This window comes from Vibrio sp. R15-SG3-ISO1B, assembly GCF_059833835.1.
The window spans coordinates 99,804-125,786 of record NZ_JCBDGG010000045.1 but is presented as its reverse complement, the minus strand read 5'-3'; the positions used below and the strand labels follow the sequence as shown (position 1 = coordinate 125,786).

Annotated in this window: 22 protein-coding genes; 2 read left to right on the top strand and 20 right to left on the bottom strand. The window is 49.8% G+C overall.

All coding sequences use genetic code 11. The annotated features are described in order from the left end of the window. Window positions 1-91 precede the first annotated feature (91 nt). The 20 genes from glnB to rpsB form a co-directional block, all read right to left on the bottom strand. Window positions 92-430: a nitrogen regulatory protein P-II gene (glnB, locus tag AC6R0S_RS13760; protein ID WP_334554486.1), complete on the bottom strand. Its 339-nt coding sequence runs from the start codon at window positions 428-430 to the stop codon at window positions 92-94. 172 nt (window positions 431-602) lie between these two features. Beyond that, entirely contained in the window at window positions 603-917 is a 315-nt protein-coding gene (locus AC6R0S_RS13755; protein WP_334554484.1) for a c-type cytochrome, read from the bottom strand. Between the two features lie 103 nt (window positions 918-1,020). Further along, window positions 1,021-2,349: a tRNA lysidine(34) synthetase TilS gene (gene tilS / locus AC6R0S_RS13750; RefSeq protein ID WP_500638147.1), complete on the bottom strand. Its 1,329-nt coding sequence runs from the start codon at window positions 2,347-2,349 to the stop codon at window positions 1,021-1,023. A 139-nt stretch (window positions 2,350-2,488) separates the two neighbouring features. Continuing rightward, entirely contained in the window at window positions 2,489-3,448 is a 960-nt protein-coding gene (gene accA / locus AC6R0S_RS13745) for an acetyl-CoA carboxylase carboxyl transferase subunit alpha (protein ID WP_500638146.1), read from the bottom strand. Window positions 3,449-3,482: 34 nt separating this feature from the next. After that, the gene (dnaE, locus tag AC6R0S_RS13740) at window positions 3,483-6,962 is read right to left on the bottom strand and encodes a DNA polymerase III subunit alpha (RefSeq protein ID WP_500633915.1); all 3,480 of its coding nucleotides are present in this window, start codon (window positions 6,960-6,962) and stop codon (window positions 3,483-3,485) included. Window positions 6,963-7,048: 86 nt separating this feature from the next. Continuing rightward, window positions 7,049-7,666: a ribonuclease HII gene (rnhB, locus tag AC6R0S_RS13735; RefSeq protein ID WP_500638145.1), complete on the bottom strand. Its 618-nt coding sequence runs from the start codon at window positions 7,664-7,666 to the stop codon at window positions 7,049-7,051. Further along, window positions 7,667-8,809 (bottom strand): lipid-A-disaccharide synthase, encoded by a 1,143-nt coding sequence (gene lpxB / locus AC6R0S_RS13730; protein WP_500638169.1) that lies wholly within the window; start codon window positions 8,807-8,809, stop codon window positions 7,667-7,669. Window positions 8,810-8,899: 90 nt separating this feature from the next. Further along, window positions 8,900-9,688 carry an acyl-ACP--UDP-N-acetylglucosamine O-acyltransferase gene (lpxA, locus tag AC6R0S_RS13725; RefSeq protein ID WP_500631828.1) on the bottom strand — a complete coding sequence of 263 codons (789 nt, stop codon included), beginning with the start codon at window positions 9,686-9,688 and terminating at the stop codon, window positions 8,900-8,902. Window position 9,689: 1 nt separating this feature from the next. Continuing rightward, window positions 9,690-10,142 (bottom strand): 3-hydroxyacyl-ACP dehydratase FabZ, encoded by a 453-nt coding sequence (gene fabZ / locus AC6R0S_RS13720; RefSeq protein WP_334554476.1) that lies wholly within the window; start codon window positions 10,140-10,142, stop codon window positions 9,690-9,692. Between the two features lie 154 nt (window positions 10,143-10,296). Beyond that, window positions 10,297-11,328: a UDP-3-O-(3-hydroxymyristoyl)glucosamine N-acyltransferase gene (gene lpxD / locus AC6R0S_RS13715; RefSeq protein WP_500638144.1), complete on the bottom strand. Its 1,032-nt coding sequence runs from the start codon at window positions 11,326-11,328 to the stop codon at window positions 10,297-10,299. A gap of 6 nt (window positions 11,329-11,334) precedes the next feature. Beyond that, complete coding sequence (locus tag AC6R0S_RS13710; RefSeq protein ID WP_500633918.1) at window positions 11,335-11,844, bottom strand: OmpH/Skp family outer membrane protein; 510 nt, start codon at window positions 11,842-11,844, stop codon at window positions 11,335-11,337. A gap of 14 nt (window positions 11,845-11,858) precedes the next feature. Then, window positions 11,859-14,282 (bottom strand): outer membrane protein assembly factor BamA, encoded by a 2,424-nt coding sequence (gene bamA, locus AC6R0S_RS13705; RefSeq protein ID WP_500638143.1) that lies wholly within the window; start codon window positions 14,280-14,282, stop codon window positions 11,859-11,861. Between the two features lie 39 nt (window positions 14,283-14,321). Continuing rightward, on the bottom strand, window positions 14,322-15,680 hold the full coding sequence (gene rseP / locus AC6R0S_RS13700; protein WP_500638142.1) for a sigma E protease regulator RseP: 1,359 nt from the start codon (window positions 15,678-15,680) through the stop codon (window positions 14,322-14,324). Then, on the bottom strand, window positions 15,677-16,885 hold the full coding sequence (ispC, locus tag AC6R0S_RS13695) for a 1-deoxy-D-xylulose-5-phosphate reductoisomerase (RefSeq protein WP_500638141.1): 1,209 nt from the start codon (window positions 16,883-16,885) through the stop codon (window positions 15,677-15,679). Before ispC ends, rseP begins: the two co-directional genes overlap by 4 nt. 48 nt (window positions 16,886-16,933) lie before the next feature. Further along, a complete protein-coding gene (locus AC6R0S_RS13690; RefSeq protein ID WP_500631731.1) occupies window positions 16,934-17,776 on the bottom strand; it encodes a phosphatidate cytidylyltransferase in 843 nt (280 codons plus the stop codon). Between the two features lie 11 nt (window positions 17,777-17,787). After that, window positions 17,788-18,543: a polyprenyl diphosphate synthase gene (uppS, locus tag AC6R0S_RS13685; RefSeq protein ID WP_334554463.1), complete on the bottom strand. Its 756-nt coding sequence runs from the start codon at window positions 18,541-18,543 to the stop codon at window positions 17,788-17,790. 96 nt (window positions 18,544-18,639) lie between these two features. After that, window positions 18,640-19,197, bottom strand: a complete 558-nt coding sequence (gene frr / locus AC6R0S_RS13680; RefSeq protein WP_334554544.1) for a ribosome recycling factor — start codon at window positions 19,195-19,197, stop codon at window positions 18,640-18,642. A gap of 108 nt (window positions 19,198-19,305) precedes the next feature. Then, the gene (gene pyrH / locus AC6R0S_RS13675; RefSeq protein ID WP_334554461.1) at window positions 19,306-20,037 is read right to left on the bottom strand and encodes a UMP kinase; all 732 of its coding nucleotides are present in this window, start codon (window positions 20,035-20,037) and stop codon (window positions 19,306-19,308) included. A 245-nt stretch (window positions 20,038-20,282) separates the two neighbouring features. Further along, window positions 20,283-21,125, bottom strand: coding sequence for a translation elongation factor Ts (gene tsf / locus AC6R0S_RS13670; RefSeq protein ID WP_334554459.1), 843 nt, complete (start codon window positions 21,123-21,125; stop codon window positions 20,283-20,285). 133 nt (window positions 21,126-21,258) lie between these two features. After that, window positions 21,259-21,987, bottom strand: a complete 729-nt coding sequence (rpsB, locus tag AC6R0S_RS13665) for a 30S ribosomal protein S2 (RefSeq protein WP_334554457.1) — start codon at window positions 21,985-21,987, stop codon at window positions 21,259-21,261. Window positions 21,988-22,362: 375 nt separating this feature from the next. Between rpsB and map the strand changes: the two genes are divergently transcribed. After that, window positions 22,363-23,241 carry a type I methionyl aminopeptidase gene (gene map / locus AC6R0S_RS13660; RefSeq protein ID WP_500638140.1) on the top strand — a complete coding sequence of 293 codons (879 nt, stop codon included), beginning with the start codon at window positions 22,363-22,365 and terminating at the stop codon, window positions 23,239-23,241. Window positions 23,242-23,339: 98 nt separating this feature from the next. Beyond that, on the top strand, window positions 23,340-25,961 hold the full coding sequence (glnD, locus tag AC6R0S_RS13655) for a bifunctional uridylyltransferase/uridylyl-removing protein GlnD (protein WP_500638139.1): 2,622 nt from the start codon (window positions 23,340-23,342) through the stop codon (window positions 25,959-25,961). Window positions 25,962-25,983: the final 22 nt, after the last annotated feature.

Here is a 25,983-nt window from a genome sequence, read left to right as displayed (position 1 = left end):
AAAAACATAGAGTAAAACGTGTGGTAAGGAAAGCGGTCTTAGATAAAACAAAAGAGCCATTAGGCTCTTTTGTTCTCATTCGGATTCGGCGTTAAATCGCTTCTTCGTCTTCTTCACCCGTACGGATGCGTACCACGCGCTCCACATCAGTGATAAAGATTTTACCGTCGCCAATTTTACCGGTTTGTGCGGTTTCGATGATGGTGTCGACACACTGCTCAGCCACCTCTTCGTTGACCACAATCTCAAGCTTCACTTTTGGCAGAAAGTCCACCATGTACTCCGCGCCGCGGTAGAGCTCTGTGTGACCTTTCTGACGACCAAAGCCTTTCACTTCAGAGACCGTCATACCTGTGATGCCGACTTCTGCCAACGCTTCACGTACGTCATCTAATTTAAATGGCTTGATGATGGCTTCGATTTTTTTCATGTTCATCCCTTAAACTTGCGCAACATATTTTCCCGATTATCACACGAACATCATGCAATAAAAAGCCCGAGCCAACACTCACCAAAAGTTTATCACTCAACCAAGGTCATGACTCGGGTCCTTTAACCAATCCCACCGTCGCAAAGCAATGACGAGACTGTGAAGAATGGCATTATTTTAAGCTTGCGTAATACGCGGCTAAGTTTTCGATATCCGCATCACTGAGCATCGACGCTTGCGCCTGCATTACTGCTGCCAAGCCACCATTGCGCTCTTTGTTTTTGTACGCCTTGATAGAGGAGATCAAGTACTGCTCATTTTGGCCCTTTAAGTTTGGATAGCCAGGGATCACGGCAATACCATCAGCGCCATGACACGCCGCGCACACGGCGGCCTTCGCTTGCCCTGCCGCCGCATCGCCCGCCGCTAATGCGTGTCCACTCACTAATCCTAGGCTCATCATCACTGTGATTGCGATTGTCTTCATTGCTCTTCCTTATCCATTGTCTTTTTTGTTTGATGACGATGGGTATCGCCACTCCCCAATAAGGCTAGGGGTATTATTTTTACGATTGTGGCACAACTCTGGTTTACTTGTTCCAGGTAAGTTCACAATCTTGACCAATAAAGGCTTTATCAACAAAGAGATGCGCCACTGCTGCAACTTGGTCACCACACATTAAAATCGGCGTTCGGCGTCTCAACCAGCTGGGTACGCCGTACTCCTGAAACAGTTTTTTCATCGACCGGCGATGACCTCGTTCAGAAGGATGAGCGGTAAAACCTTGCGGGTCAAAAGTAATACGCAGGGGCTGTGCACTAAGCGCTGCTAAAGACAAATGCCCTTGAGAAGAAGTGCGCAGCGCGAGGTGCCCCAAGTTGGCGGGAAGTTCGATACTCTGACCGATAGTAATCTCATGCTGCCAATGTTCGAGACTGGCGTGATCGCCAACCAAGTAGAGTCGCTGCTGATAACGACGAACCTCTCGCTGACCATCCACAACAAACCTAGGGTTCGCATCACAGCGCGCCAGTGCCACTTGTTGCCATATCAATGCGAGTTGATTGACGCTTGGCATGGCGAGTTGGTGCTCGGCAAACCACATACGCATCAATCTTGCACGCATCACCTCACTGCACGTGCTTAAGGCTTCAATCGATAAGCTCGCATCAGCAAGCAGAACTGCGGCGAACTTATCCTCAAGCAGTTCATCAAGTAGTAACTCTTGCTCGGCGCACAGCTGCGCACTGCGCGCAATCGCAGTGGGTAAGTGGGGCCAGCGCTCGGTCAGCACGGGGGAGACATGATGGCGAATAAAGTTGCGATCAAAGCGGGCATCTTGGTTGCTTTCATCCTCTATCCAATCGAGCTGATGTTCTCGCGCAAAAGCGACGATCGCTTCTCGGCTCACATCGAGTAAAGGGCGCAGCAAAGTCCCTTCGCGCAAAGGTTTTTGCTTACCCATCGCAGAGAGCCCTTTCGGCCCGCTGCCGCGCTTTAACGCGAGTAGAAACGTCTCGACTTGGTCATCGCTATGATGCCCGGTTAACAGCACATCGCCTTGGCTGAGATAGTGTTCGAGGGCTTGATAACGCGCCTGGCGCGCCTTCGCTTCAAGGCTTTCACTGCCGCAATCGAGCCTCACTCGCTCAACATGGCACTCCATCTGCGCCGACGCGGTCCATTGCTCACACCGCTTAGCCCAATGGTCCGCATTTGGACTTAAGCCATGATGAACGTGAACCGCGCAGACATCGAGTTCTGGGCGCTGCGTGGCGCGATATTGATGAAGTAGATGCAGCAAAACACGCGAATCAACGCCACCACTGAGCGCCAACACCACACGTGGCTGGCTCTGTTTGGATGCGTCGAGATAACTCGACAAGGCTTGGCTAAAGTGTGAATAGAGATCAGTCATAAGGCATCAAGGTTAGACTCATTGGCCAAAGTGTATCACTGCCACTTGGAGGGAGCTATGATGCTCAAGCGCAAAAGGCGAGCGCCACTACGCAAAAAGGCCGAAACAGAGTTCGGCCTTGAAAGATAGAGACGGTCAATTAACAGTAACCGTAGCTCATCAAACGCTGGTAACGACGCTCAAGAAGCGTATCGTTGTCGAGCGAGGCTAGGTCATCAAGCTGCTTGAGTAGCGTCGCTTTCATATTTTGCGCCATCTGAACATGGTCACGATGTGCTCCGCCTAGTGGCTCTTCAATGATTTCATCAATCAGCTCAAGCTCTTTAAGACGAGGGGCAATAAGACCCATCGCCTCTGCCGCTTGCGGCGCTTTGTCTGAATCACGCCATAAGATAGACGCACAGCCTTCAGGGGAAATCACCGAGTAGGTCGAGTATTGCAGCATGTTGACGTAATCACCAACACCGATCGCCAATGCACCGCCAGAGCCGCCTTCACCGACGACGTTACAAATCACAGGCACTTTCAAGCCCGACATGACTTTCAAGTTGGTCGCAATCGCTTCTGACTGACCGCGCTCTTCGGCGCCAACACCTGGGTAGGCACCAGCAGTATCAATGAAGGTAATGATCGGCATGTGAAAACGCTCAGCCATTTCCATCAGACGCTTAGCCTTACGGTAACCTTCTGGCTTAGGCATACCGAAGTTGCGTTTCACTTTGTCACGAGTCTCACGTCCTTTTTGATGACCAATGATCATCACAGGTCGACCATCAAGGCGTGCCATACCACCGACAATCGCTTTGTCATCCGCGTACGCTCGGTCACCGGCTAGCTCTTCAAACTCGGTAAACATATGCTGGATATAGTCCAGCGTGTAAGGACGTTGTGGGTGGCGGGCCAGTTGAGCGGTTTCCCACGCACCAAGATCACTGAAGGTCTTCTTTTTCAGTTCTAAACTCTTTTTCTCTAGCTGTTCGATCTCTTTCGCGAGATCGACGCCAGAATCACCACCATGACGAGACACATCACGTAGCGCTTCGATTTTTGCTTCTAGCTCTGCGATTGGTTTTTCAAACTCTAAAAAATTCAGGCTCATCTATCGATCCTTGTGGGTTTGGCGTTCACCAAACTTAGTTAAATTCGAGTTCCACTTGGCTAGCACCAAGCAGTTGTTTTAAATTGTCTAACAGTTCGTCGCTTGGCGTTACTCGCCACTGGGTCCCTAGCGTTAAACGCGCTCGTGCATCGCTACGCTGGTAGTATACATGGACAGGGACTGTACCTGCCCGATAAGGCTCTAGTATTTGACTAAAGCGCTCAAAAAACTGCCCATCAATTTGATTGTGATCGATGGAGAGCGACAAACCACGCGCGTATTTTTCTCGCGCTGATCCAAGATCCATGACTTCACGGGCCGACATTTTAAGTCCCCCATTGAAATCATCAAAGCTGACCTGTCCAGAAACCACGAGAATTCGATCTTTTTCAAGCAATTCGGCGTAGCGATCCAGCGCATCGGAGAACAACATCACTTCCATGCGGCCACTGCGATCGTCCAAGGTCATAATGCCAATACGTGAACCTCGCTTGGTGGTCATCACCCGTGCTGCGACCACCAACCCCGCCACCGTGACACTTTGATCGCGCCGAGTCGGCGTCGCATCGGCTAAGCGGCAACTGGTGTATTTATCCAACTCTTTAAGGTACGCGTTGATCGGATGCCCCGTCAAATAGAGACCTAAGGTATCACGCTCCCCTTCTAGCCACACTTTCTCTGGCCAAGGTGGCACCTTGGTGTATTTGTGCTCAACTTCCTCAGGCGCTTCGGTCAATACGCCAAACAGATCCGTTTGACCAAAGGCTTCGGCTTGGTGATGCTGGCTGGCCGCTTTGACTGCATCATTGAGTGACGCCATCATCGCCGCTCGATGTGGTCCCAATCTATCAAGCGCACCGGCGTAAATCAGTTTTTCAATCACACGTTTATTGACCTTTTTCAGATCGATTCGTGCGCAGAAATCAAACAGGTCTTTAAAGTGGCCGCCCTCTTTTCTCGCTTGCATGATGGCATCAATCGGCCCCTCACCGACACCTTTGATCGCACCAATACCGTATACAATGGCGCCATCGTCATCGACATTGAAACGATACAAACCAGAGTTGATGTCCGGTGGTAGCACCTTGAGCTTCATGCGCAAGCATTCATCCACCAGACCAACCACTTTCTCGGTGTTATCCATATCGGCGGTCATCACCGCGGCCATGAACTCCGCAGGATAGTGTGTTTTTAACCACAGCGTTTGGTACGACACCAAGGCATAGGCAGCGGAGTGCGATTTGTTAAAACCATAACCGGCGAATTTTTCCACCAAGTCAAAAATCTTCATCGCCAACTCGCCGTCGACGCCGTTTTTAATCGCACCCTCTTCGAAGATGGCGCGCTGCTTGGCCATTTCCTCAGGTTTTTTCTTACCCATAGCTCGGCGCAACATATCCGCGCCACCGAGCGTATAGCCCGCGAGGATCTGGGCAATCTGCATCACCTGCTCTTGGTAGAGGATGATGCCGTAGGTCGGGTCGAGGGTCTCTTTGAGCGATTCGTGTTGCCAGGTTTCATCTGGGTAGGAAATCGCTTCGCGGCCGTGCTTACGGTCGATGAAGTTATCCACCATCCCCGATTGCAGCGGGCCCGGTCGAAATAGGGCCACCAGTGCGATGATGTCTTCAAAACAGTCTGGCTGAAGTCGCTTGATCAGCTCTTTCATTCCGCGCGATTCGAGCTGGAATACCGCTGTGGTCTCGGAGTTTTGCAGTAAGCGGAATGATGGCGCGTCATCGAGTGGGATCGATTCGATTCTCACCGGCGCTTTGCCCTCGCGCTCAAGGCGAGGGTTAATCAGCCCCAAAGCCCAATCGATAATGGTCAGGGTACGCAGACCCAAGAAGTCGAACTTCACCAGACCGGCGGTTTCCACATCGTTCTTATCAAACTGAGTGACAGGGAAGTGTCCTTCCGCATCGGCATAAATCGGAGCAAAGTCGGTGATGGTCGTGGGTGAGATAACCACGCCCCCCGCATGCTTACCGGCGTTTCGTGTACACCCTTCAAGGATGCGACACATGTCGATCAGCTCTTTGACATCTTCGTCGGCTTCATACAGCTCAGGTAATGCAGGTTCGGCCTTGAACGCTTTTTCGAGCGTCATACCCGGATCGGGTGGCACCAATTTAGAGATGCGGTCAACAAATCCAAACGGATGGCCCAGCACTCGGCCGACATCTCGGATAACCGCTTTGGCCGCCATGGTACCGAAGGTAATGATCTGCGATACCGCATCACGACCATACATTTCAGCCACGTGATCGATCACCTGATCACGCTTGTCCATACAAAAGTCGACGTCAAAATCGGGCATCGAAACACGTTCTGGGTTCAAGAATCGCTCGAACAGCAAATCGTACTCAAGCGGATCCAGATCGGTGATCTTTAGCGCGTACGCCACTAAGGAGCCGGCACCCGAACCTCGGCCAGGGCCTACAGGAATATCATTGTCTTTGGACCACTGGATAAACTCCATTACGATCAAGAAGTAACCCGGGAAGCCCATGTTGTTGATCACTTCCAACTCGACTTGCAAGCGCTCATCGTATTCTGGCCGTCTTTCGGCACGCACTTGCGGGTCAGGGAACAGGAACTCCAGTCGCTCTTCGAGACCTTCTTGTGACTTTTTCACCAAGAACTCGGTTTCCAACATGCCATCGGTTGGGAAAGCAGGCAGGAAGTACTCACCCAGTCTCACGGTTACGTTACAACGCTTAGCAATTTCTACACTGTTCTCTAGGGCCTCAGGGATGTCGGCGAATAGCTCGCACATCTCTTCTTCGGTGCGCAAATATTGCTGAGGGCTGTAATTTTTGGGGCGGCGCGGGTCTTCTAAGGTGTAGCCATCATGAATCGCGACGCGAATTTCATGAGCATCAAACAGCGAGGGCTCGAGAAACACCACCTCATTGGTCGCCACCACGGGCAGTTGCTGCTGCTCGGCAAATTCGAGCGCGAAGTGTAGGTAACTCTCTTCGTCGTTACGCCCGGTTCGAGTGAGTTCGAGGTAGAAACGGTCGGCAAAATGTTGCTGATAAAACGCGGCGCACTGCTCGGCAATCCCTTGGTTGCCTTTCAGTAGCGCTCGGCCAATTTCACCGCTTCGACCACCGGACAACACAATCAAACCTTCAGAAAGCTCAGCCAACCACGCTTTGTCAATCACAGGCTGGTGTTGAACATGGCCTCTCAAGTAGGCTTTAGAAATCAATAAGGTGAGATTGTTGTAACCGGTGTTGTCTGCCGCAAGCACGGTCAGCTTCGTCAGCTCATCGCCAAACTCCGGCGATTGCATGACAAAATCCGCCCCTATGATGGGTTTTACGCCACAGTTGTGCGCAGTGCTGTAAAACTTCACCAAGCCACACAGGTTGGTAAAATCGGTGAGCGCAACGGCAGGCATACCTAGTTCAGCCACTTTCTTCACCAAGGGCGGCACTTTCGACAGGCCGTCAATCATGGAGAAATCACTGTGAACTCGAAGGTGGATAAACTTAGGGTCGTTCATAGGTTGTGAATCACTTAGGGTACAAATAGGTAACATCAGTTGGAGGCTATTCTACGTTATCGCCCCCACTCGCTCAATTCGCAAGGCTACTCGATGCCGAGCGCGCGTTTAACCGGATTAAAGCTTTTGCGATGCTCATCAATCACGCCGTGCGCTTCAATCGCCGAAAAATGGGCTTTGGTCGGGTAACCTTTGTGTTGCGCAAAACCAAATTGCGGATGTCGCTTATCAAGCGCTTCCATCTCTTGATCGCGCACCACTTTTGCGATGATTGACGCTGCACTGATTTGCGCGACACGCAAATCACCTTTGACGACCGCCATCGCATCCATAGGCAGCTCAGGGACTCGGTTGCCATCAATCAGGGCGAGATCGGGCGTTAGCGATAAACCTGCAATCGCGCGCTGCATCGCAACCATTGTCGCTTGAAGGATATTCCACTCATCAATTTCAGCGGGGGAGCATCGACCGATAGACCAAGCCAACGCTTTCTCTTTGATCTCCGGTAGCAAGGCTAAGCGCTTTTTCTCAGAGAGTTTTTTTGAATCATTGAGCCCTTCGATCGGATTGTTCGGATCGAGGATCACCGCTGCGGTCACGACATCGCCGACTAAAGGACCACGCCCCACTTCATCGACACCGGCAATCCATTGATAGCCCGTTGGGTACTCAAACGGGGCTAAGGGGGTAGCTTGTTTTGCCATTTATGCTTTACCTATTAATGATAATACGGCGTTGGCCGCTTGTTCATCGGCACCTTTACGAATCCAATGATGCATCTCAGTGAATGTCTCGACCATCGCCTCCCCTTCACCAGCCAAGAGCCTTTCTATCTCCGCACTGAGATTTTCTGGTGTGCACGCTTCGAGCAAGTACTCTTTAACGATCTCTTTGTCCGCCAAAATATTGGGTAAAGAGACAAACGGCGTTGTGACTAAGCGACGCGCGATAAACGCAGTAATAGCGTTCACTTTATACCCCACCACCATAGGGCGCTTAATGAGCATGCACTCTAACGCCACGGTGCCAGAGGCCAGCAGGACCACATCAGACGCCGTAATGACGTTACGCGCGGTATCATCCACTAAGGTGAACTCAAGTTCTGGTGCATAAGTTTGCCAAGCATGCTCAAATTGCTCACGACGCTTAGGGTTAACCAAGGCTACCACAAAGCCTAAATCGGGATGGGTTTGATGCAGGCGTTGGCAGGTTTCAAGGAAAGGTTGGGAGAGCATGTTAAGCTCACTGCCGCGACTGCCTGGCAGCACCGCTAACCAGCGTTTATTCGGGTCCAAACCGAGCAACTCACGCGCGGGCGCTTTGTCGGAGACCATAGGAATTGCATCGGCAAGGGTGTGGCCGATAAACTCACACGGCACTTGGTGGCGATCATAGAAGGCTTTTTCAAACGGCAAGAATGCAAGCACCAGATTCGTCGCTGCTTCAATCTTGACGATACGTTTTTGTCGCCACGCCCAAACCGACGGGCTGACATAATGGACGGTTTTAATGCCCGCTTGCTTTAAACTGAGCTCAAGCCGTAAGTTGAAATCAGGCGCGTCGATACCGACAAACACATCGGGCGGATTGTGAGTAAAGTAATCGACCAAAGAGGCTTTGACTTTGAGCAGTCTTGGCAATCGACCCAGCACTTCGACCAGCCCCATAACGGCCAGTTCTTCCATATCGAACAGAGATTCGCAGCCCTGAGCGATCATCTTAGGGCCACCAATACCGACAAATTCCGCATTGGGGTAGCGCGCTTTTATCGCTTTGATAAAGCCCTCGCCTAAGGTATCACCAGAGAGTTCCCCCGCGACGATACCAATTCTCAGTGGCTTTTCCATTGTCATGATGTATCGGTCCAATTAAATGCAAAATAAAAAAGGCCGTCTGATTTCCTAGACAGCCTTTTAGACATCGAGCGCAGGCCGCGATTAACGAATAATGCCGCGTTCTGTATTTTCCAGCATGTGCGAGAAACGTCCGACAGAGGCAAATTCTTTCGCCATTTCCGCCAAGATAGGTTTCACTTCTTCCATGGTTTTGCCTGAGCGGTAGATTTCTTTGTACGCTTTTTGTAGGGCGCGAATCTCAGCTCTTTCAAACCCATTGCGCTTAAGGCCAACCAAGTTCAAACCAAATGGAGTAGCGTGGTTACCTTGCGCTAAGACATAGGCAGGCACATCTTGGACGACCGCAGAACAGCCACCGATATACGCGTAAGCCCCGACCGTACAGAAAGGGTGAATCGCTGACAGTGCCATCACACCCGCGTAATCTTCCAAGGTGACATGACCACCTAAAATGGCGTTGTTTCCGATGTGTGTATGGTCACCAACAATCACGTCGTGTGCGATATGTGCGTTAACACACAATAGGTTGTCGTTACCAATGACCGTCGTCGCTTTGTCTTGCACCGTGCCACGGTGGATCTGCACCGCTTCACGAATGACGTTGCGATCGCCAATCACCACCGTTGTCTCTTCGCCGCCGTATTTCTTATCTTGGTTCTCTTCACCAATGACCGCGTGCGGGAAGATGCGGTTCTCTTTACCTATCGTCGTATGACCTTTGATCACGACATGGGACATGATTTCTGTGCCCTCACCAATCTCCACTTGGCCGGAGATGTAAGTGAAAGGCCCAACGGTCACATTCGCAGCGATGGATACGTCACCTTCGATGACCGCAGAAGGGTGAATTTGAGCCGTCTCATGAATCATATTAGAACTCTCGACGAGCACATTTAAGCTCTGCTGAACAAACCACTTCGCCATCAACCGTTGCTACACCATTGAATGCAGCAATGCCGCGGCGCTCTTTCAAAAATTCTACTTTGATCACCAGTTGATCACCTGGAGTGACCGGTTTACGGAACTTGGCTCCGTCGACACTGGCAAAGTAGTACAACTCGTTCTCAGAAGGCGCACCAAACGATTTAAACGCCAGAAGACCGGTCGCTTGTGCCATCGCTTCCAAAATCAGTACACCAGGGAACACTGGGAGTTGCGGAAAATGACCCGTAAACTGAGGTTCATTGACTGAAACATTTTTGATCGCCGTGAGGTACTGCGCTTCTTGGAAGTCCGTCACACGGTCAATGAGCAAGAATGGGTAGCGATGAGGCAACAATTCCTGAATTTCAGTAATGTTCATCGTTTTATTTTCAGTAGTCAAAGTCATATTCCTATGTTGAATGCTAAATTTTTTAAGTTGTGGCGCATTATAGACGAAAAAGGCTCGCAAATCGCGAGCCTTCGCTGACAAAAACGCATGAGCCGCCAGATAGACTGAGCAGCGCTCAACGCGCGAGTGCCTGTGGCACACCCTGTTAGTCAGGCTGTTGGTTTTCCAACTGCTTTTCGACCGCTTTCAAACGCTTGTTCATCTCATCAATGCGATGAACACGAGCGGCGGTTTTACGCCATTCACGATTGGTCTGAAGAGGAATACCTGACGAGTACATGCCTTTCTCTTCAATACCTCGCATCACCATGCCCATACCGGTAATGGTAACGCCATCGGCAATCTCAATATGACCATTGATCACGCTGCCGCCACCAATGATACAGTACTTGCCAATGGTGGTACTGCCAGCAACAATCGTACCACCCGCCATGGCGGTACCATATCCGATGTGTACGTTGTGCGCGATTTGCAGTTGGTTATCAAGAATGACGTTATCTTCAATCACCGTATCGTCAAGCGCACCACGGTCAATCGTGGTACATGAACCGATTTCAACTCGGTTACCAATGCGAACGCTACCAAGTTGAGGAATCTTAACCCACTCACCTTTCTCATTGGCATAACCAAAGCCATCTGAGCCAATCACTGTGTTGGCTTGCACTAGACAGTCTTCACCAAGAGAGACTTGATGATAAATGCTCACATTCGGCCATAGCTTGGTGCCTGCACCAATTGAGACGTTTTTGCCAATAAAGCAGCCCGCGCCAATCGAGACATTATCACCCAGTGTTGCGCCTGACTCGACCACCGCATTCGCGCCGATCGAGACATTGCTGCCCAGTGTCGCATCCGCGGCGATAACGGCACTTGGCGCGATTTCAGCCGCTGGCATAGGCGTGGTGTCTAGTGCTTGCGCTACTTTAGCAAACGCGACATAAGGGTCGTCAACGACAAGCACGTTACCGTGACATTGCTCTCGCTGGGCCTCTTTGACCATCACCACAGTGGCTTGGCACTGAGCTAGGTGCTTGGCGTACTTAGGGTTAGAAAGAAAAGTGACATGGCCCGCTTGGGCTTTGTCCATCGGAGCAACCATAGTGACGGTCGCCGTTGCGTCGCCATACAATTGACCCGAGGTAATCGTTGCCAGTTCGGCAAGAGTCAGAGTTTTCATAAACAATTATTTAAGTGCTTTGATCACATCTTCAGAAATATCGAATTCAGGCTTACCGTATTGCAATGCGGTAATATCGATCACGAGATCGTAGCCTTGCTTTTCAGCGATTTTGTTCACCGCGTCTTGAATCACTTTAAACAGTTTCTGCTTCTCTTGTGCTTCACGACGAGCAGACGCTTGCTCAAGAGATTGACCTTTAATGCGGAATTCATTTTCTAGCTGCGCAATTTCGATACGCGCTTTTTCGACATCTTCTTGGCTCATCAGCTCAGCGTCACGCTTAAGTTTTTCCACTTTGGTACGCGCTTTCGCTTCAATCGCTTTTAGCTCGTCCGCTTTGTCTTTAAAGTCTTCCTGCATTTTCTGCAGAGCAACTTCACGTTGGGGCAGAGCCTGAAACACCATGGCGGTATTGATGTAACCAATTTTTTGCGCCGCTTCTGCTGCATGAGCAAAAAGAGAAGACGTCATAATAACAAGGCCAAGGCCCGCCGCTTTGATAGTTTTGTTCACTGTAAAATTCCCCTTTAGAAGGTTCTGCCGATTGTGAAAGTGAAGAATTCTTCGTCATCACCTTCGTATTTCTTAATAGGTTTCGCGACCGAGAAGACCAATGGTCCCATCGGAGACATCCATTGCAACGCCGCACCGTATGATGCGCGATAGTTGGTTGGATCTGAGTAATCCTCATAGTATTGAGTGCCCGCATAACTCGCATCGTAGTTAAACTCGGTATCCCACACACTTGCCGCGTCGACGAACACACTGGTTCGGATTTGGCTGCGCACTTCATCAGACGCAAATGGCGTCGGTACAATCAGCTCCATACTGGCCAGCGCGATAGCATTACCACCAACCGAGTCGTCCGTTGCCACCACACAGCCGTCGTTTCCACTGCTTGGAGGACAGACGCTCGAGTTGCTGGAGTTGTAAACCGCCCTTGGACCTGCTGAGTTAGAACCAAAGCCACGTAATGTGGTGAAGCCACCCGCGTAGTAGTTCTCATAGAATGGGAACAGGTTATCGTTGCCATCCGTTTGACCGTAACCATTACCGTAACCCAAGCGACCACGCATCAACAAGGTAAACTCGTGCTTTTTGGTCAATGGCACATACTGTCTCACGTCGTACTGCAGCTTAAAGTACTGCGCGTCTGAGCTAGGCACGGTGGCCTTGGCGAACGCACGTTGGTAGTTACCTGCTGTTGGGAAGTAGCCCTTGTTGAGGTTGTTGCGCGTCCAAGAGACATTCACGTCAAAATCTTGAGTGATGATGTTATCGCTTTCACCTTGACCAATACTGGCAGCAAACTGCTGCGCCTGATCGTAGGTGGGCACGTTACCGATGTTGTTATGGGTGTAGCCTAACCCGAATTCGAAACGGTTGAGTTCATCAAACGGGAACCCCCAAGTCACACTAGTACCATAACTTTCGTTGGTGTAGTCGATGATCCCCGCTTCTGAGGCTTCAAATTCGTTGTAGAAAATCTTACCGCCCATACTGACACCATCGAGGTTCCAGTACGGATCACGATACTCAAGGCTGACGTTCTTCTGGTAGTCGTTCATCATTGCACTGATACCGACGCGATCTCCAGAGCCCGCAAAGTTATCTTGTTGCAAACCGACCTGGAAACTGACCCCCGACTCAGTGCCGTAGCCAACACCAAAGTTAATGCTGCCTGAGTTGGCTTCTTTGACGTTGTAGACTAGGTCTACCTGATCATCACTGCCCGGAACTCGTACCGTCTGGACATCAACGGTTTCGAAGAAGCCCAAACGGCTCAAACGGTTTTTACCCGTTTCGATCGCGCGCGAATTAAGCCAACTGCCTTCCATCTGACGCATTTCACGGCGCAGCACTTCGTCTTTGGTCGCATTGTTACCGACAAAGCGAATATCACGAACGTAGATACGATTCCCCGCCTCGACATTGACAATCAAAGACACCTGCTGATTTTTATCATCAAATTCGGGAATGGTGGTCACTTGTGGATAGGCATAACCGGCTTCACCCAATACGCGCTTGATGTTCTCTTCAAGAGAGGTCACGGCAGAGCCATTGTAGATTTCGCCGTTTTCGAACGTAACCAAATCTTGCAGCTCTTGCTCTTTACCGATCAGTTCACCACGGAATTGGACATCTTTGACGGTGTACGGCAAGCCTTCTGATAACCCCAACGTGATGTACACCCCTTTTTTATCGGGTGAAATCGCGACTTGCGTCGAATCCACTTGGAATTTTAAGTAACCACGATCCAGGTAGTACGATCTTAAGGCTTCAATGTCGCCCGCTAAGACTTGCTTTTGATATTTATCATCGGCGAGGAAGTTCCACCATGCGACATCCACATTAAGATTGAAACGGCTCAAAAGCTCTTCATCTTCGAAGACTTCATTGCCGATAAAATTGATTTGTTGGATTTTCGCAGAGACACCTTCAGAGAAGACGAATTTGACATCACTCCGGTTACGCGGCAGCGGCGTCACGACTGCTTTGACTGACGCGTTGTATTTACCCACGCTGTAGTAGAAATCTTCCAACCCTTTCTCAATATTGGATAGGGTAGTGCGATCCAGCGCTTCACCGACACGCATTCCGGAGGCGTCAAGGTTTTGCTGCAACTGCTCTTCTTTGATCGCCTTATTCCCAGAGAAAGAGATGCTGGCAATCGTTGGGCGCTCTTTGACTTGCACCAACAACACATCGCCATCGCGAAGCACTTTGATGTTCTCAAAGTTACCCGAATCGTAGAGTGCACGAATGATCTCAGAAACGTCTTGCCCATCGACAGTGTCACCGACACGGACAGGCATTTTCAAAAGCGCCGCACCGAGAGCCACACGCTGCAACCCTTCGATCTGTATGTCTTCAACCACGAAGCTCTCGGCACCGTTTGCGCTCACACTCGTCGCGAGAAGCGTCGCAAACAGAATATTTTTCATCGCCATATTTGTTTTAGTTATTCCTTTCTACACCCTTCGCCCCGTTTAAAGACGAGCAAAATCATTGAAAATCGCCACTGCCATGAGAGAGAAGATAATCGCACCGCCGATACGGTAACCCATTTCCTGGACTTTTTCAGGCACAGGGCGTCTGATTATGGCTTCAATAGCAAAAAACAATAAATGTCCACCGTCGAGCATCGGCAGTGGAACGAGGTTTATAATGCCTAAGTTCACGCTGATAAGCGCAAGGAAGCCGAGAAAATAGACCAAGCCATAATCGGCGGTCGTTCCTGCCCCTTTCGCGATCGAAATCGGTCCACTTAGGTTGTTCAATCCAACATCACCGACAATCAGTTTTTTCAGCATACTGATGGTCAAGGTGATCACTTGCCCGGATTTTTCAATCGCTTTACCGACTGATTCAAATACACCAAATTGCAGGTCGAAGCGATAGCTTTGCGGCCATTCTGCGACTTCTGGAGCAATTCCCGCAAAACCAATCACTCGCTGGTCTGAAAGCGCTCGGCTGTCTGGTGTTAAAGACACGTCCACAGACTGGCCATCACGCTCCACCTTGAGTGCAAGCGCGCGATTAGGGCTTGCTTGAATGGTCTCGACGACCTGCTGCCAACTCTCGACAGCCCGTCCATCGATACTCACTAACGTATCACCGACAAGCAGGCCAGCACGTTCACCGGCACTTCCCTCGCCGACATTGGTCAAACGAGCGGAAATCTCTGGCGTAAAGGGAATAAATCCAAGCGCTGACATAGCAGACTGCGTCTCAGGGTCAAAGTTCCATTCATCTAAATAGAGCTCTTTGGTTTCTTCGACCCCCACACCGTCCGCCGGTGCGACGGTCAGGGTCAATTGACTGTCGCCAATATGGCGGATAAGCCCCATATTGACCGACTCCCAATCTGCGGTTTTGACGCCGGAAACCGCTTTAAGTTCCATGCCAGGTTCAAGACCGGCTTGCGCCGCAATCGAGTATGGCGTGACTTGTCCCACGACCGGTTTCACCGCAGGGACACCAATGATGAACACCAACCAATACGCGAAAATGGCAAACAGGAAGTTAAATGCTGGGCCTGCCGCGACAATAGCGCTTCGCTTCCACAACGGTTTACGGTCAAAGGCGAACGCTTGCTGATCCGCGGGCACATCATCCACTCGGCCATCAAGCATTTTCACGTAACCACCGAGAGGGATCAAAGAAATAGAGTACTCGGTGCCATCTTTACCGACTTTACTCCATATGGATTTACCAAAACCGATAGAGAATTTTTCGACTTTTACGCCACAGCGGCGCGCCACCCAAAAATGGCCAAACTCATGCACGGCGACCAAAATGCCTAATGCAATGATAAATGAGATAAAGTTCCACAAAATACCGGTCATAGCGTCCGTCCGTTCATGGTTTCTATGGCGAATGCACGTGCCATACGATCGAGCTCTAGAATGCTCTCCAAACTATCACATTGCCCCTGACCACGGCTAGCACAGATCCGATTAGTGACCTGCTCATTGATGCGAGCGATGTCAGTGAACGCCAGTTTACGATCAAGAAAAGCCTGCACTGCAACTTCGTTGGCCGCATTGAGCGCTGTGGTCGCATGCTGGCCTTCAAAACAGGCATCAATGGCCAATTTCAAGCAGGGGTAACGTTGGTAATCCGGCTGTAAAAAGGTCAGTTCGCCCACTTGAGTAAAATCTAACGGTGCCACACCAGCAGCAATACGCTCAGGGTACGAGAGTGTCAGCGCAATCGGCGTTGCCATATCCGGCTCGCCCATCTGAGCCAAGACGGAGCCGTCACGATATTGCACCATTGAGTGGATCACAGATTGAGGGTGGATCAGAACTTTGAGTTGCTCGCGGCGAGCATTGAACAGCCATTTTGCTTCAATAAACTCAAGCCCTTTATTCATCATGGTGGCCGAATCCACCGAGATTTTTGGCCCCATGGACCAGTTGGGATGAGCAATCGCTTGTTCTGGGGTCACCTGCTCTAGACTCGCAATGTCGCTGTAGCGAAACGGCCCGCCAGAACCGGTCAAAAGAATATGGCTAATACCCTGCTTTTCAAGATCGCAGCGCCCTAGCTCCGTTTGCGCCTCGACGGGCAAACATTGGAAGATGGCATTGTGCTCGCTATCGACAGGCATTAACTCCGCGCCATACTTGGCAACCGCGTCGATAAAAAGTTGCCCAGACATCACCAACGCTTCTTTATTGGCAAGCAGCACTCGCTTACCGGCTTTCACCGCCGCCATGGTCGGTAACAAACCGGCCGCGCCGACAATGGCCGCCATCACGGTATCGACATCATCCAGCGCCGCCATTTGGCACATTGCATCCACACCAGATAAGACATCAATGGTGAGCGACTCTCCGGTTAACGCTAACTTGAGCGCGCGCGCAGCATCATCGCTCGCCATGACCGCATACTGGGGTTTCCACTTAAGGCACAACTGGCGCATTTTCTCGACGTTGTGTCCCGCGACCAAAGCAACGACCGAATAATGTTCACGATTCTGTTCGAGCACCTTAAACGTACTGTCACCAATCGAACCTGTCGCGCCGAGTATTGTCAACTTACGCATAGTAGTTACAACCAAGAAGGTAAAGGCAAGCGCTGGCTTGCCTTAGAATTAGAAAATGAAGTAGAGCAGCGCAAACACGGGAAAGGCAGCCGTCAAACTGTCAATGCGATCCAATACACCGCCATGACCAGGAATGATGTTACTGCTGTCTTTAATGCCAGAGACGCGCTTAAACATGCTCTCTACCAGATCGCCCAATACTGAGATAATCACCGTTGCTAAGGTAATCCCGACCATCACAAATGCGTTGGTAAACGGAATCTCAAACCAATGTGAAAAGCCCCAAGCAACTAAACTGGCGGTCACCATTCCGCCCACTAATCCTTCAATGGTTTTATTGGGGCTCACTTTAGGTGCCATTTTATGTTTACCGATGCTTTTACCGACAAAGTAGGCACCGCTGTCCGCCGCCCAAACAATCAAACAGACAAATAGAACCAAACGCGCGCCGTGGAAAGGATCGCTATAGAGGTCCTGCGCACGCAGCATCACCACGCTCCAGAAAAAGGGCAATAGCGTTAAGATTCCGAAAAGGTGTCTGAGCAGCGTCGACCCCTGCCACAGTGTGGCGGATTTGGGATAGGTAATCGCCAGCACGCTGGCAAAAAGCCACCAACCACAACCTAAGCCTAGTAAAGTAAGGTGGGATAAGGAAATCTCATTTAAGCTGTACGCATCAAATGGGACAAAGAACGCACTGGCCGCAAACAGTATCGCTGCAGGGACAAGTGCTAAGTAGCGGGATTTGGCCTCGACAAATTGAGTCCACTCCCAAAAACCTATCATAGTGACCACGGCCAGCGCCGCCATAAACGTAGGTAAAGACAGTTGAAAGATGCCTAAAATGACTAACGGAGCAAGGATAAGTGCCGTTATTATTCTTTGCTTCAAACTTAAATCCTTTATTCGCTTTTCATCAATGCCTTGATTTGTTCACCTGTACACCCGAACCGTCGTTCGCGATTAACAAACCAAGTCACTGCTTCGACAAGACTATTCTCGTCAAATTCTGGCCAGTAGATCGGCGTAAAGTAGAGCTCAGCATACGCCATCTGCCATAGCATGAAGTTGCTAATTCTACACTCTCCACTGGTTCGAATCATCAAATCGACCTCAGGAATGTCGTTCATCGACAAATGATCGGTCATTAATGATTCAGTAATCTCTTCTGGTGCAAGTTCACCGCGAGCCACTTTGCTGGCAATCGCTTTGGTCGCTTCCACAATGTCCCATTTGCCGCCGTAATTCGCCGCAATATTGATCACCATTCCGCTATTGTTCGCCGTTAAGGCTTCTGCAGCGGCAATTTTCTCTTGCAAGCGTTCATTAAAACGAGACTTGTCACCAATGATCCGAAGCTTGAGGTTATTCTTATGCAGTTTCTTTACTTCTGATGACAGCACAGAAATAAACAACTCCATCAACACGCCGACTTCTTCTTCTGGTCTGCGCCAATTCTCGCTACTGAAAGCAAACAAGGTGATGGCCTTGATGCCGAGTTTAGCGGAAGTCGAAATCGCCTTACGTACCGCTGCCACTCCATTTTTATGGCCAAAGACACGCGGTTTACCTTGTGCTTTCGCCCAACGGCCATTGCCGTCCATGATGATTGCGATGTGTTTAGGGAGTACGTCAGGTGAGAGTTGAATGTTTTGCATAAGAGGGATTGGGTTTCCAGCAGGGTCGAAGAGATGCAATAAAAAAACGCTGTGCTGTTCGCCCAGCGTTTTTACTCATGGGCAGTTTAATGACTATTAAACTTCCATCAACTCTTTTTCTTTTGCTGCTAGCACTTCGTCAACTTTCTTAACCGCTGCGTCAGTCAGTTTCTGAATTTCATCTTGTGCTTTGCGATCTTCGTCTTCAGAGATCTCTTTGTCTTTCAATAGCGCTTTAAGGTCGCCATTGGCATCACGACGAATGTTACGAATCGCCACGCGAGCACCTTCTGCTTCACCGCGAACGATCTTAACGAGGTCTTTACGACGCTCTTCTGTCAGTGGTGGCAAAGGAACACGGATGATAGTGCCCGCAGACATTGGGTTTAGCCCCAAATCAGACATCATGATCGCTTTTTCTACTTTCTGAGTCAGCTCTTTGTCGAATACCGTGATCGCCAGTGTACGCGCATCTTCCGCAACAACGTTCGCGACTTGGTTTAACGGTGTTGGTGCGCCGTAGTACTCAACTGAAATACCAGAAAGAAGGCTTGGGTGAGCACGACCAGTACGTACTTTAGATAGGTTGTTTTTTAGCGCTTCAACGCTTTTTTCCATGCGCTCTTGAGCGTCTTTTTTGATTTCGTTAATCACAATATCACCTTGATGTGTCATTCTTATCGAAGTCTCCCCACTAATGGGATGACGACCTTCGAAAGGCAATACCGTAGCCAACACAATGCTCGCTACGGTTGAATTCAATTAGTTTGCAGAGCTAATCAGTGTGCCTTCAGCTTCACCCATAACCACGCGGCGCAGTGCACCAGGTTTGTTCATGTTGAACACACGAATTGGCATTTTGTGGTCACGAGCCAGAGTAAATGCGGCTAAATCCATTACTTTCAGTTCTTTATCAAGAACTTCAGCGTAAGATAGCTTATCATACAGCTCCGCGTCTGGGTTGGCTACTGGGTCTGCAGTAAATACCCCGTCCACTTTTGTCGCTTTGAGAACCACGTCAGCTTCAATCTCAATACCGCGCAGACACGCCGCTGAATCTGTTGTGAAGAATGGGTTACCTGTACCGGCAGAGAAGATCACAACGCGACCTTGGCGCAGCTGGCTGATAGCATCGGCCCAGTTGTAATCATCACACACACCTTTTAGAGGGATAGCGGACATCACACGCGCGTTCACATACGCACGATGCAGCGCATCACGCATCGCAAGACCGTTCATCACTGTTGCTAGCATGCCCATGTGGTCACCGACAACTCGGTTCATACCTGCCTCAGCAAGACCGGCACCACGGAACAAGTTACCACCGCCGATAACAACACCCACTTGAACGCCCAGTTCAACGAGCTCTTTTACCTCTTGAGCCATACGATCAAGGATCGTAGGGTCGATACCAAAACCTTCTTCGCCTTGTAGAGCTTCACCGCTCAGTTTTAACAGAATACGTTGATATGCTGGTTTAGGGTTTGTCGTCATGGAGTCTACCTTCCAATAAAGAGAGTGGTTGATTAACAGTCATGGATAGGGGAGAAAATCAAGTTCATAGACCCTAGTTCCTAGAGAAGAAATCCACTCTAGACTCTAGGAACTAGGCACTAAGCACCTAGGAACTCGCACCGAGTCACTATCACCCCTATTCATCACGGCTAATCGTTTGCACGCTAGTCATAAAAAGACCGCAGCCTTGGCTACGGTCTAAATAGTAAGCGCTACACTCAGGATTAACCTTTTTGAGCTGCTGCTACTTCTTCAGCAAAGCTCATTTCTGCGCCTTTCTCAATACCTTCGCCAACTTCTAGGCGAACGAACGTAGCAACAGAAGCGCCTTTCTCTTTCAGCATTTCGCCTACAGATTTCTTAGGCTCCATGATGAACGCTTGACCTGTTAGAGAGATTTCGCCAGTGAATTTCTTCATGCGGCCGATAACCATCTTCTCAGCGATCTCTTGTGGCTTGCCTTCGTTCATAGCGATTTCAACTTGAACTTCTTTCTCTTTAGCCACTACGTCAGCTGGTACGTCTTCTGGGTTAACGTACTCTGGCTTAGACGCAGCAACGTGCATTGCAACGTGCTTAAGAGTTTCAGCATCGCCTTCACCCGCTACCACAACACCGATTTTCTCACCGTGACGGTAAGAAGCGATTGCAGCACCTTCAACGTACTGAACGCGACGGATGTTGATGTTTTCACCGATCTTAGCAACTAGAGCAACACGCTCTTCTTCGAATTTAGCAACAAGCTCTTCAGCAGATGCTTTAGACGCTAGCGCGTCTGCTGCTACTTTCTCTGCGAATGCAGTGAAGTTGCCATCTTTAGCAACGAAGTCAGTTTGGCAGTTAACTTCAAGAAGAACAGCAACACCGCCTTCTTCTTTGATGATGATTGCGCCTTCAGCTGCTACGTTACCTGCTTTCTTAGCAGCTTTCGCAGCGCCTGATTTACGCATGTTCTCGATTGCTAGTTCGATGTCAGCGTTTGCTTCAACAAGCGCTTTCTTACATTCCATCATACCTGCGCCAGTACGTTCGCGCAGTTCTTTAACTAGAGCAGCAGTAACAGCCATTCTCTATTCCTCAGTTGATTCTGGATTGGGTAAAAAACAGGGGCCTACACACGTTCGGCCCCTATTGATAACTATAACTCAGTTTATGCGACAACAAGATTGCACATAAACCAAGTGTGACACGGAGCCGCTATTATTCAGCTTCTACGAAACCGTCTTTTTCAGCAGCTGCAGCTACGTCTTTGTTACGACCTTCTGTAACCGCTTGAGCAGCAGCGTTTAGGTATAGCTGTACTGCACGGATTGCGTCATCGTTACCTGGGATAACGAAGTCAACGCCGTCTGGGTTAGAGTTAGTATCAACAACAGCGTAAACTGGGATACCTAGGTTGTTTGCTTCTTTAACTGCGATGTGCTCGTGATCAGCGTCGATAACGAATAGAGCGTCAGGTAGGCCGCCCATATCTTTGATACCACCAAGAGATTTCTCTAGCTTCTCCATTTCGCGAGTACGCATTAGAGCTTCTTTCTTAGTTAGCTTGTCAAAAGTACCGTCTTGAGACTGAGCTTCTAGGTCTTTTAGACGCTTGATAGACTGACGAACAGTTTTGTAGTTAGTTAGCATACCGCCCAACCAGCGGTTGTTAACGAAGTACTGGTTGCTAGCAATAGCCGCTTCTTTAACAGCTTCAGATGCAGCGCGCTTAGTACCTACGAAAAGAACTTTACCTTTTTTCTCGCCAACTTTTGCTAGCTCAGCAAGCGCTTCGTTGAACATTGGTACAGTTTTTTCTAGGTTGATGATGTGAACGCGGTTACGAGCACCAAAGATGAATGGCTTCATTTTTGGGTTCCAGTAACGAGTTTGGTGACCGAAGTGAACACCAGCTTTCAGCATATCGCGCATTGATACAGTTGCCATTTTAAAATCCTCTATGGGGTTAGGCCTCCACATTCCCCATAACTCCGACTAGGCTTCTGCCCAGCACCCCGGAATATGTGTCGGAATGTGTGTGATTTAAAGATAAATGTGTTTGGATGTTGCCCGCTTCGCCACCTCAACGCATCAAGGTGAAGAGAACAGACCGCAATTCCGGCGCGCTTTATATCATATTTTTGCGTTGTTTGGCTAGAAAAAAAACCACTTTCACCGCGTCCACCCCCCGCGAAATCACCGACCGTTACAGTAACCCTAGTCATTTTAAGGATTTATCGAGATTACACTTTCGCCCCTCTTCCTGTTAGAATGCGGCCATTCGCACCAGAGCGTGCTGACAGTGTTAGATAGAGAAAGCCGATGTCAATTAAGATCAAAACCGCACAAGAAATTGAACGCATGCGCATAGCTGGCGCATTGGCCGCTGAAATCCTAGAGATGATCGAGCCACACGTCCAAGTCGGCGTGACGACCGATGAGCTCAACCAGATTTGTCACGACTACGCCACCAGCAAAGGTGCGTACTCTGCGCCACTCGATTATCATGGGTTCCCGAAATCTATCTGTACTTCGATCAACCACATTGTTTGCCACGGCATTCCTGCCAACCAAGATGAAGTTGGTAGCAACGGTCAGATGAAACCGGCGGTGTTAAAAGATGGCGACATCATCAACATCGACATCACAGTGATTGTTCCTGATGATGAAAACGCCGATCTTTCCGTGCGCCCAGCAGGCTACCATGGCGATACTTCGAAGATGTTCTTAGTGGGTGAGGTCTCCCCTGCCGATAAGCGCTTGTGTATGGTGACACAAGAAGCCCTGTACGTCGGGATGCGTAAAGTCAAACCGGGTGCTACGGTTGGCGATATTGGTAGTGCCATCGAGAAATACATCAAAGAGAACAACAAGAAAAACCCACGTAATAAGTTCTCTATTGTCAAAGACTTCTGTGGTCATGGTATCGGCAACGAATTCCATGAAGAGCCACAAATTGTTCACTACAAGAACAATGACCGACGTGTGTTGAAAGAAGGCATGTGCTTTACCATCGAGCCTATGATTAACGCCGGTAAATTTGGTGTCAGCGTTGATGCCGAAGATGACTGGACGGTCTACACTGGCGATGGCAAAAAATCCGCTCAGTATGAGCACACCATAGTAGTAACGAACAACGGCTGTGAAGTGCTGACACTAAGAAGCGATGACACCATCCCACGCCTGATGAACAACGATTAACGATTGAATGGAATATCCCCGCTTACGGGGATATTTTTTTATCTGACTAACTTTGCTAGATTCCTAATTAGGATTTTTTTGCTGCATGGATTCGCTGTATGCCCTTTCAAACCCCTTTAGCGCTCGACGAGTCGCAACTCTCCGTCGCCGAGCTTAAACAGCAACTGGAACATTTTGCTGAACATCAAAAGAATGAATTTCTCAACCATCACCCAGTGACTGACCTTGTCCTAGGTCGCTCTGACTACATTGATTTACTATTAAATCGACTGTGGCAACATTTCGGTTTCGCCAACTTACCCAACATCAGCTTAGTTGCGGTAGGCGGTTATGGCCGCGGTGAGCTACACCCGCTCTCGGATATCGATATCCTGATTGTCTCTCGCCATACCTTACCGGAAGCGCTGGCCGCCAAAGTCAGCGAGTTTATTACCCTGTTGTGGGATTTGCGCCTGGAGATCGGTCACGCCGTGCGTACGGTTGAGCAATGCGCTCAAATCGGCCGTGAAGACCTAACCGTTGCGACCAATTTGCAAGAAGCGCGCCTGTTGTGTGGCTGTGAAGAGACCTTCCACAAGCTGAAGATGGAAATCCATTCAGAGAGCTTCTGGCCAAGCGAAATCTTCTATCAAGCGAAAGTACAAGAGCAACGTGAGCGCCATGCGCGCTATCACGACACCACCTACAATCTGGAGCCCGATATTAAATCGACGCCAGGCGGACTTCGGGATATTCACACCTTAAGCTGGGTCGCAAGGCGCCATTTCGGGGCCACTTCTTTGTTAGAGATGAGTAAATATGGCTTTCTCACTGACGCGGAATATCGTGAGTTGGTCGAATGCCAAGATTTCCTTTGGCGCGTGCGCTTTGCCTTGCATCTACAGTTAAAGCGCTACGACAACCGACTCACCTTTGCCCACCAAGCCCAAGTAGCCGAGCTGCTCGGTTTTCAAGGTGAGGGTAATCGAGGTGTGGAGAAAATGATGAAAGAGTTCTACCGCACGCTGCGCCGTGTGGCTGAACTCAACAAAATGCTGCTTAAGTTGTTCGACCAAGCGATTCTGGACAATGGGATTGAGGCCGAGCCTATCATTCTCAGTGAGGACTTTCAGCGCCGAGGACACCTAATAGAAGCGCGTAAACCTGCATTGTTCCAAGCGCGTCCTGAAACCATTCTGGATATGTTTTTACATATCGCCAACGATTCCACCATTGATGGCGTCGCACCCTCAACCATGCGCCAACTTCGCACCGCTCGGCGCCGTTTGAACAAGTTTCTTCACACTATCCCAGCGGCGCGTGAAAAGTTTATGGATCTATGCCGACACCCGAACGCCCTCACTCGCGCCTTTACTCTGATGCACAAACTCGGAGTGTTAGCCGCCTACTTACCGCAATGGAGTCAAATTGTCGGTCAGATGCAGTTCGACTTATTCCACGTCTACACCGTCGATGAGCACAGCATGCGCTTGTTGAAACACATTCACACCTTTAGCTTTGCGCAAAATCACGACAAGCATCCGATCTGTTGTGAAATCTACCCACGAATTCAAAAGAAAGAGCTGTTGATCCTAGCGGCGATTTTCCATGATATCGGTAAGGGACGTGGCGGCGATCACTCGGTGATTGGCGAAGGGGAAGCCTATGATTTCTGTATTGAGCATGGTTTGTCGAAACCTGAGGCCAAACTGGTTTCTTGGTTGGTTCGTCATCACCTCTTGATGTCTGTCACCGCTCAGCGCCGAGATATTTACGATCCTGAGGTGATCACTGAGTTTGCCAAGCAAGTGCGAGATGAAGAGTATCTGGAGTACCTCGTCTGTCTAACCGTCGCTGATATCTGCGCCACCAACCCTGAACTTTGGAACAGCTGGAAACGCACCCTGCTCGCTGAGCTTTTTTACTCGACGCAACGTGCCTTACGCCGCGGTTTAGAGAACCCTGTCGATGTGCGTGAGCGTATCCGTCACAACCAGCAGTTAGCTTCTGCCCTGCTGCGCAAAGAGGGATTCAGTGCCAGAGAGATCGAAGTACTGTGGCAACGCTTTAAAGCCGACTACTTCTTAAGACACACCCATAAACAAATTGCGTGGCACTGCGCACATCTACTGCGCCATGACGATCCGGCTAAGCCATTAATCTTAATCTCTAAGAAAGCAACCCGAGGCGGAACGGAAGTGTTTGTCTACAGTAAAGACCAACATGCTCTGTTTGCGACAGTGGTGGCCGAGTTAGATAGGCGCAATCTCAACGTTCACGATGCGCAGGTCATGACCAGTAAAGATGGCTATGTGTTAGATACCTTTATGGTGTTGGATCAACACGGTGAGGTCATTGATGAGACGCGCCACAAGGCACTGATTAAGCACTTGGTCCACGTACTCGAAGATGGTCGCCCAACCAAGATCAAAACCCGTCGAGTGCCGCGTAACCTGCAGCACTTCAAGGTGAAAACACAAGTCGACTTTCTGCCGACTAAGAGTAAAAAGCGCACCTTGATGGAGTTTGTGGCCCTCGATACCCCAGGACTGCTTGCCACGGTAGGGGCGACGTTTGCCGAATTGAATCTCAACCTGCACGCCGCCAAAATCACCACCATTGGTGAGCGGGCTGAGGACTTGTTCATTATCACCAGTGATCACACCGGCAAGCTCAGCGAAGAAGAAGAACAACGACTGCGTGAGACCTTGATCAAGAACGTGGCTGAGTTGGCGCCGTAAGCGATCTCGTCCACAAGTTGCA

What these genes read in the sequence shown, in the direction of transcription:
- glnB (WP_334554486.1), bottom strand. Translation starts at nt 430, where the DNA reads ATGAAAAAAATCGAAGCCATCATCAAGCCATTTAAATTAGATGACGTA.
- AC6R0S_RS13755 (WP_334554484.1), bottom strand. Translation starts at nt 917, where the DNA reads ATGAAGACAATCGCAATCACAGTGATGATGAGCCTAGGATTAGTGAGT.
- tilS (WP_500638147.1), bottom strand. Translation starts at nt 2,349, where the DNA reads ATGACTGATCTCTATTCACACTTTAGCCAAGCCTTGTCGAGTTATCTC.
- accA (WP_500638146.1), bottom strand. Translation starts at nt 3,448, where the DNA reads ATGAGCCTGAATTTTTTAGAGTTTGAAAAACCAATCGCAGAGCTAGAA.
- dnaE (WP_500633915.1), bottom strand. Translation starts at nt 6,962, where the DNA reads ATGAACGACCCTAAGTTTATCCACCTTCGAGTTCACAGTGATTTCTCC.
- rnhB (WP_500638145.1), bottom strand. Translation starts at nt 7,666, where the DNA reads ATGGCAAAACAAGCTACCCCCTTAGCCCCGTTTGAGTACCCAACGGGC.
- lpxB (WP_500638169.1), bottom strand. Translation starts at nt 8,809, where the DNA reads ATGGAAAAGCCACTGAGAATTGGTATCGTCGCGGGGGAACTCTCTGGT.
- lpxA (WP_500631828.1), bottom strand. Translation starts at nt 9,688, where the DNA reads ATGATTCATGAGACGGCTCAAATTCACCCTTCTGCGGTCATCGAAGGT.
- lpxD (WP_500638144.1), bottom strand. Translation starts at nt 11,328, where the DNA reads ATGAAAACTCTGACTCTTGCCGAACTGGCAACGATTACCTCGGGTCAA.
- bamA (WP_500638143.1), bottom strand. Translation starts at nt 14,282, where the DNA reads ATGGCGATGAAAAATATTCTGTTTGCGACGCTTCTCGCGACGAGTGTG.
- rseP (WP_500638142.1), bottom strand. Translation starts at nt 15,680, where the DNA reads ATGACCGGTATTTTGTGGAACTTTATCTCATTTATCATTGCATTAGGC.
- ispC (WP_500638141.1), bottom strand. Translation starts at nt 16,885, where the DNA reads ATGCGTAAGTTGACAATACTCGGCGCGACAGGTTCGATTGGTGACAGT.
- uppS (WP_334554463.1), bottom strand. Translation starts at nt 18,543, where the DNA reads ATGCAAAACATTCAACTCTCACCTGACGTACTCCCTAAACACATCGCA.
- pyrH (WP_334554461.1), bottom strand. Translation starts at nt 20,037, where the DNA reads ATGACGACAAACCCTAAACCAGCATATCAACGTATTCTGTTAAAACTG.
- tsf (WP_334554459.1), bottom strand. Translation starts at nt 21,125, where the DNA reads ATGGCTGTTACTGCTGCTCTAGTTAAAGAACTGCGCGAACGTACTGGC.
- rpsB (WP_334554457.1), bottom strand. Translation starts at nt 21,987, where the DNA reads ATGGCAACTGTATCAATGCGCGATATGCTGAAAGCTGGTGTTCACTTC.
- map (WP_500638140.1), top strand. Translation starts at nt 22,363, where the DNA reads ATGTCAATTAAGATCAAAACCGCACAAGAAATTGAACGCATGCGCATA.
- glnD (WP_500638139.1), top strand. Translation starts at nt 23,340, where the DNA reads ATGCCCTTTCAAACCCCTTTAGCGCTCGACGAGTCGCAACTCTCCGTC.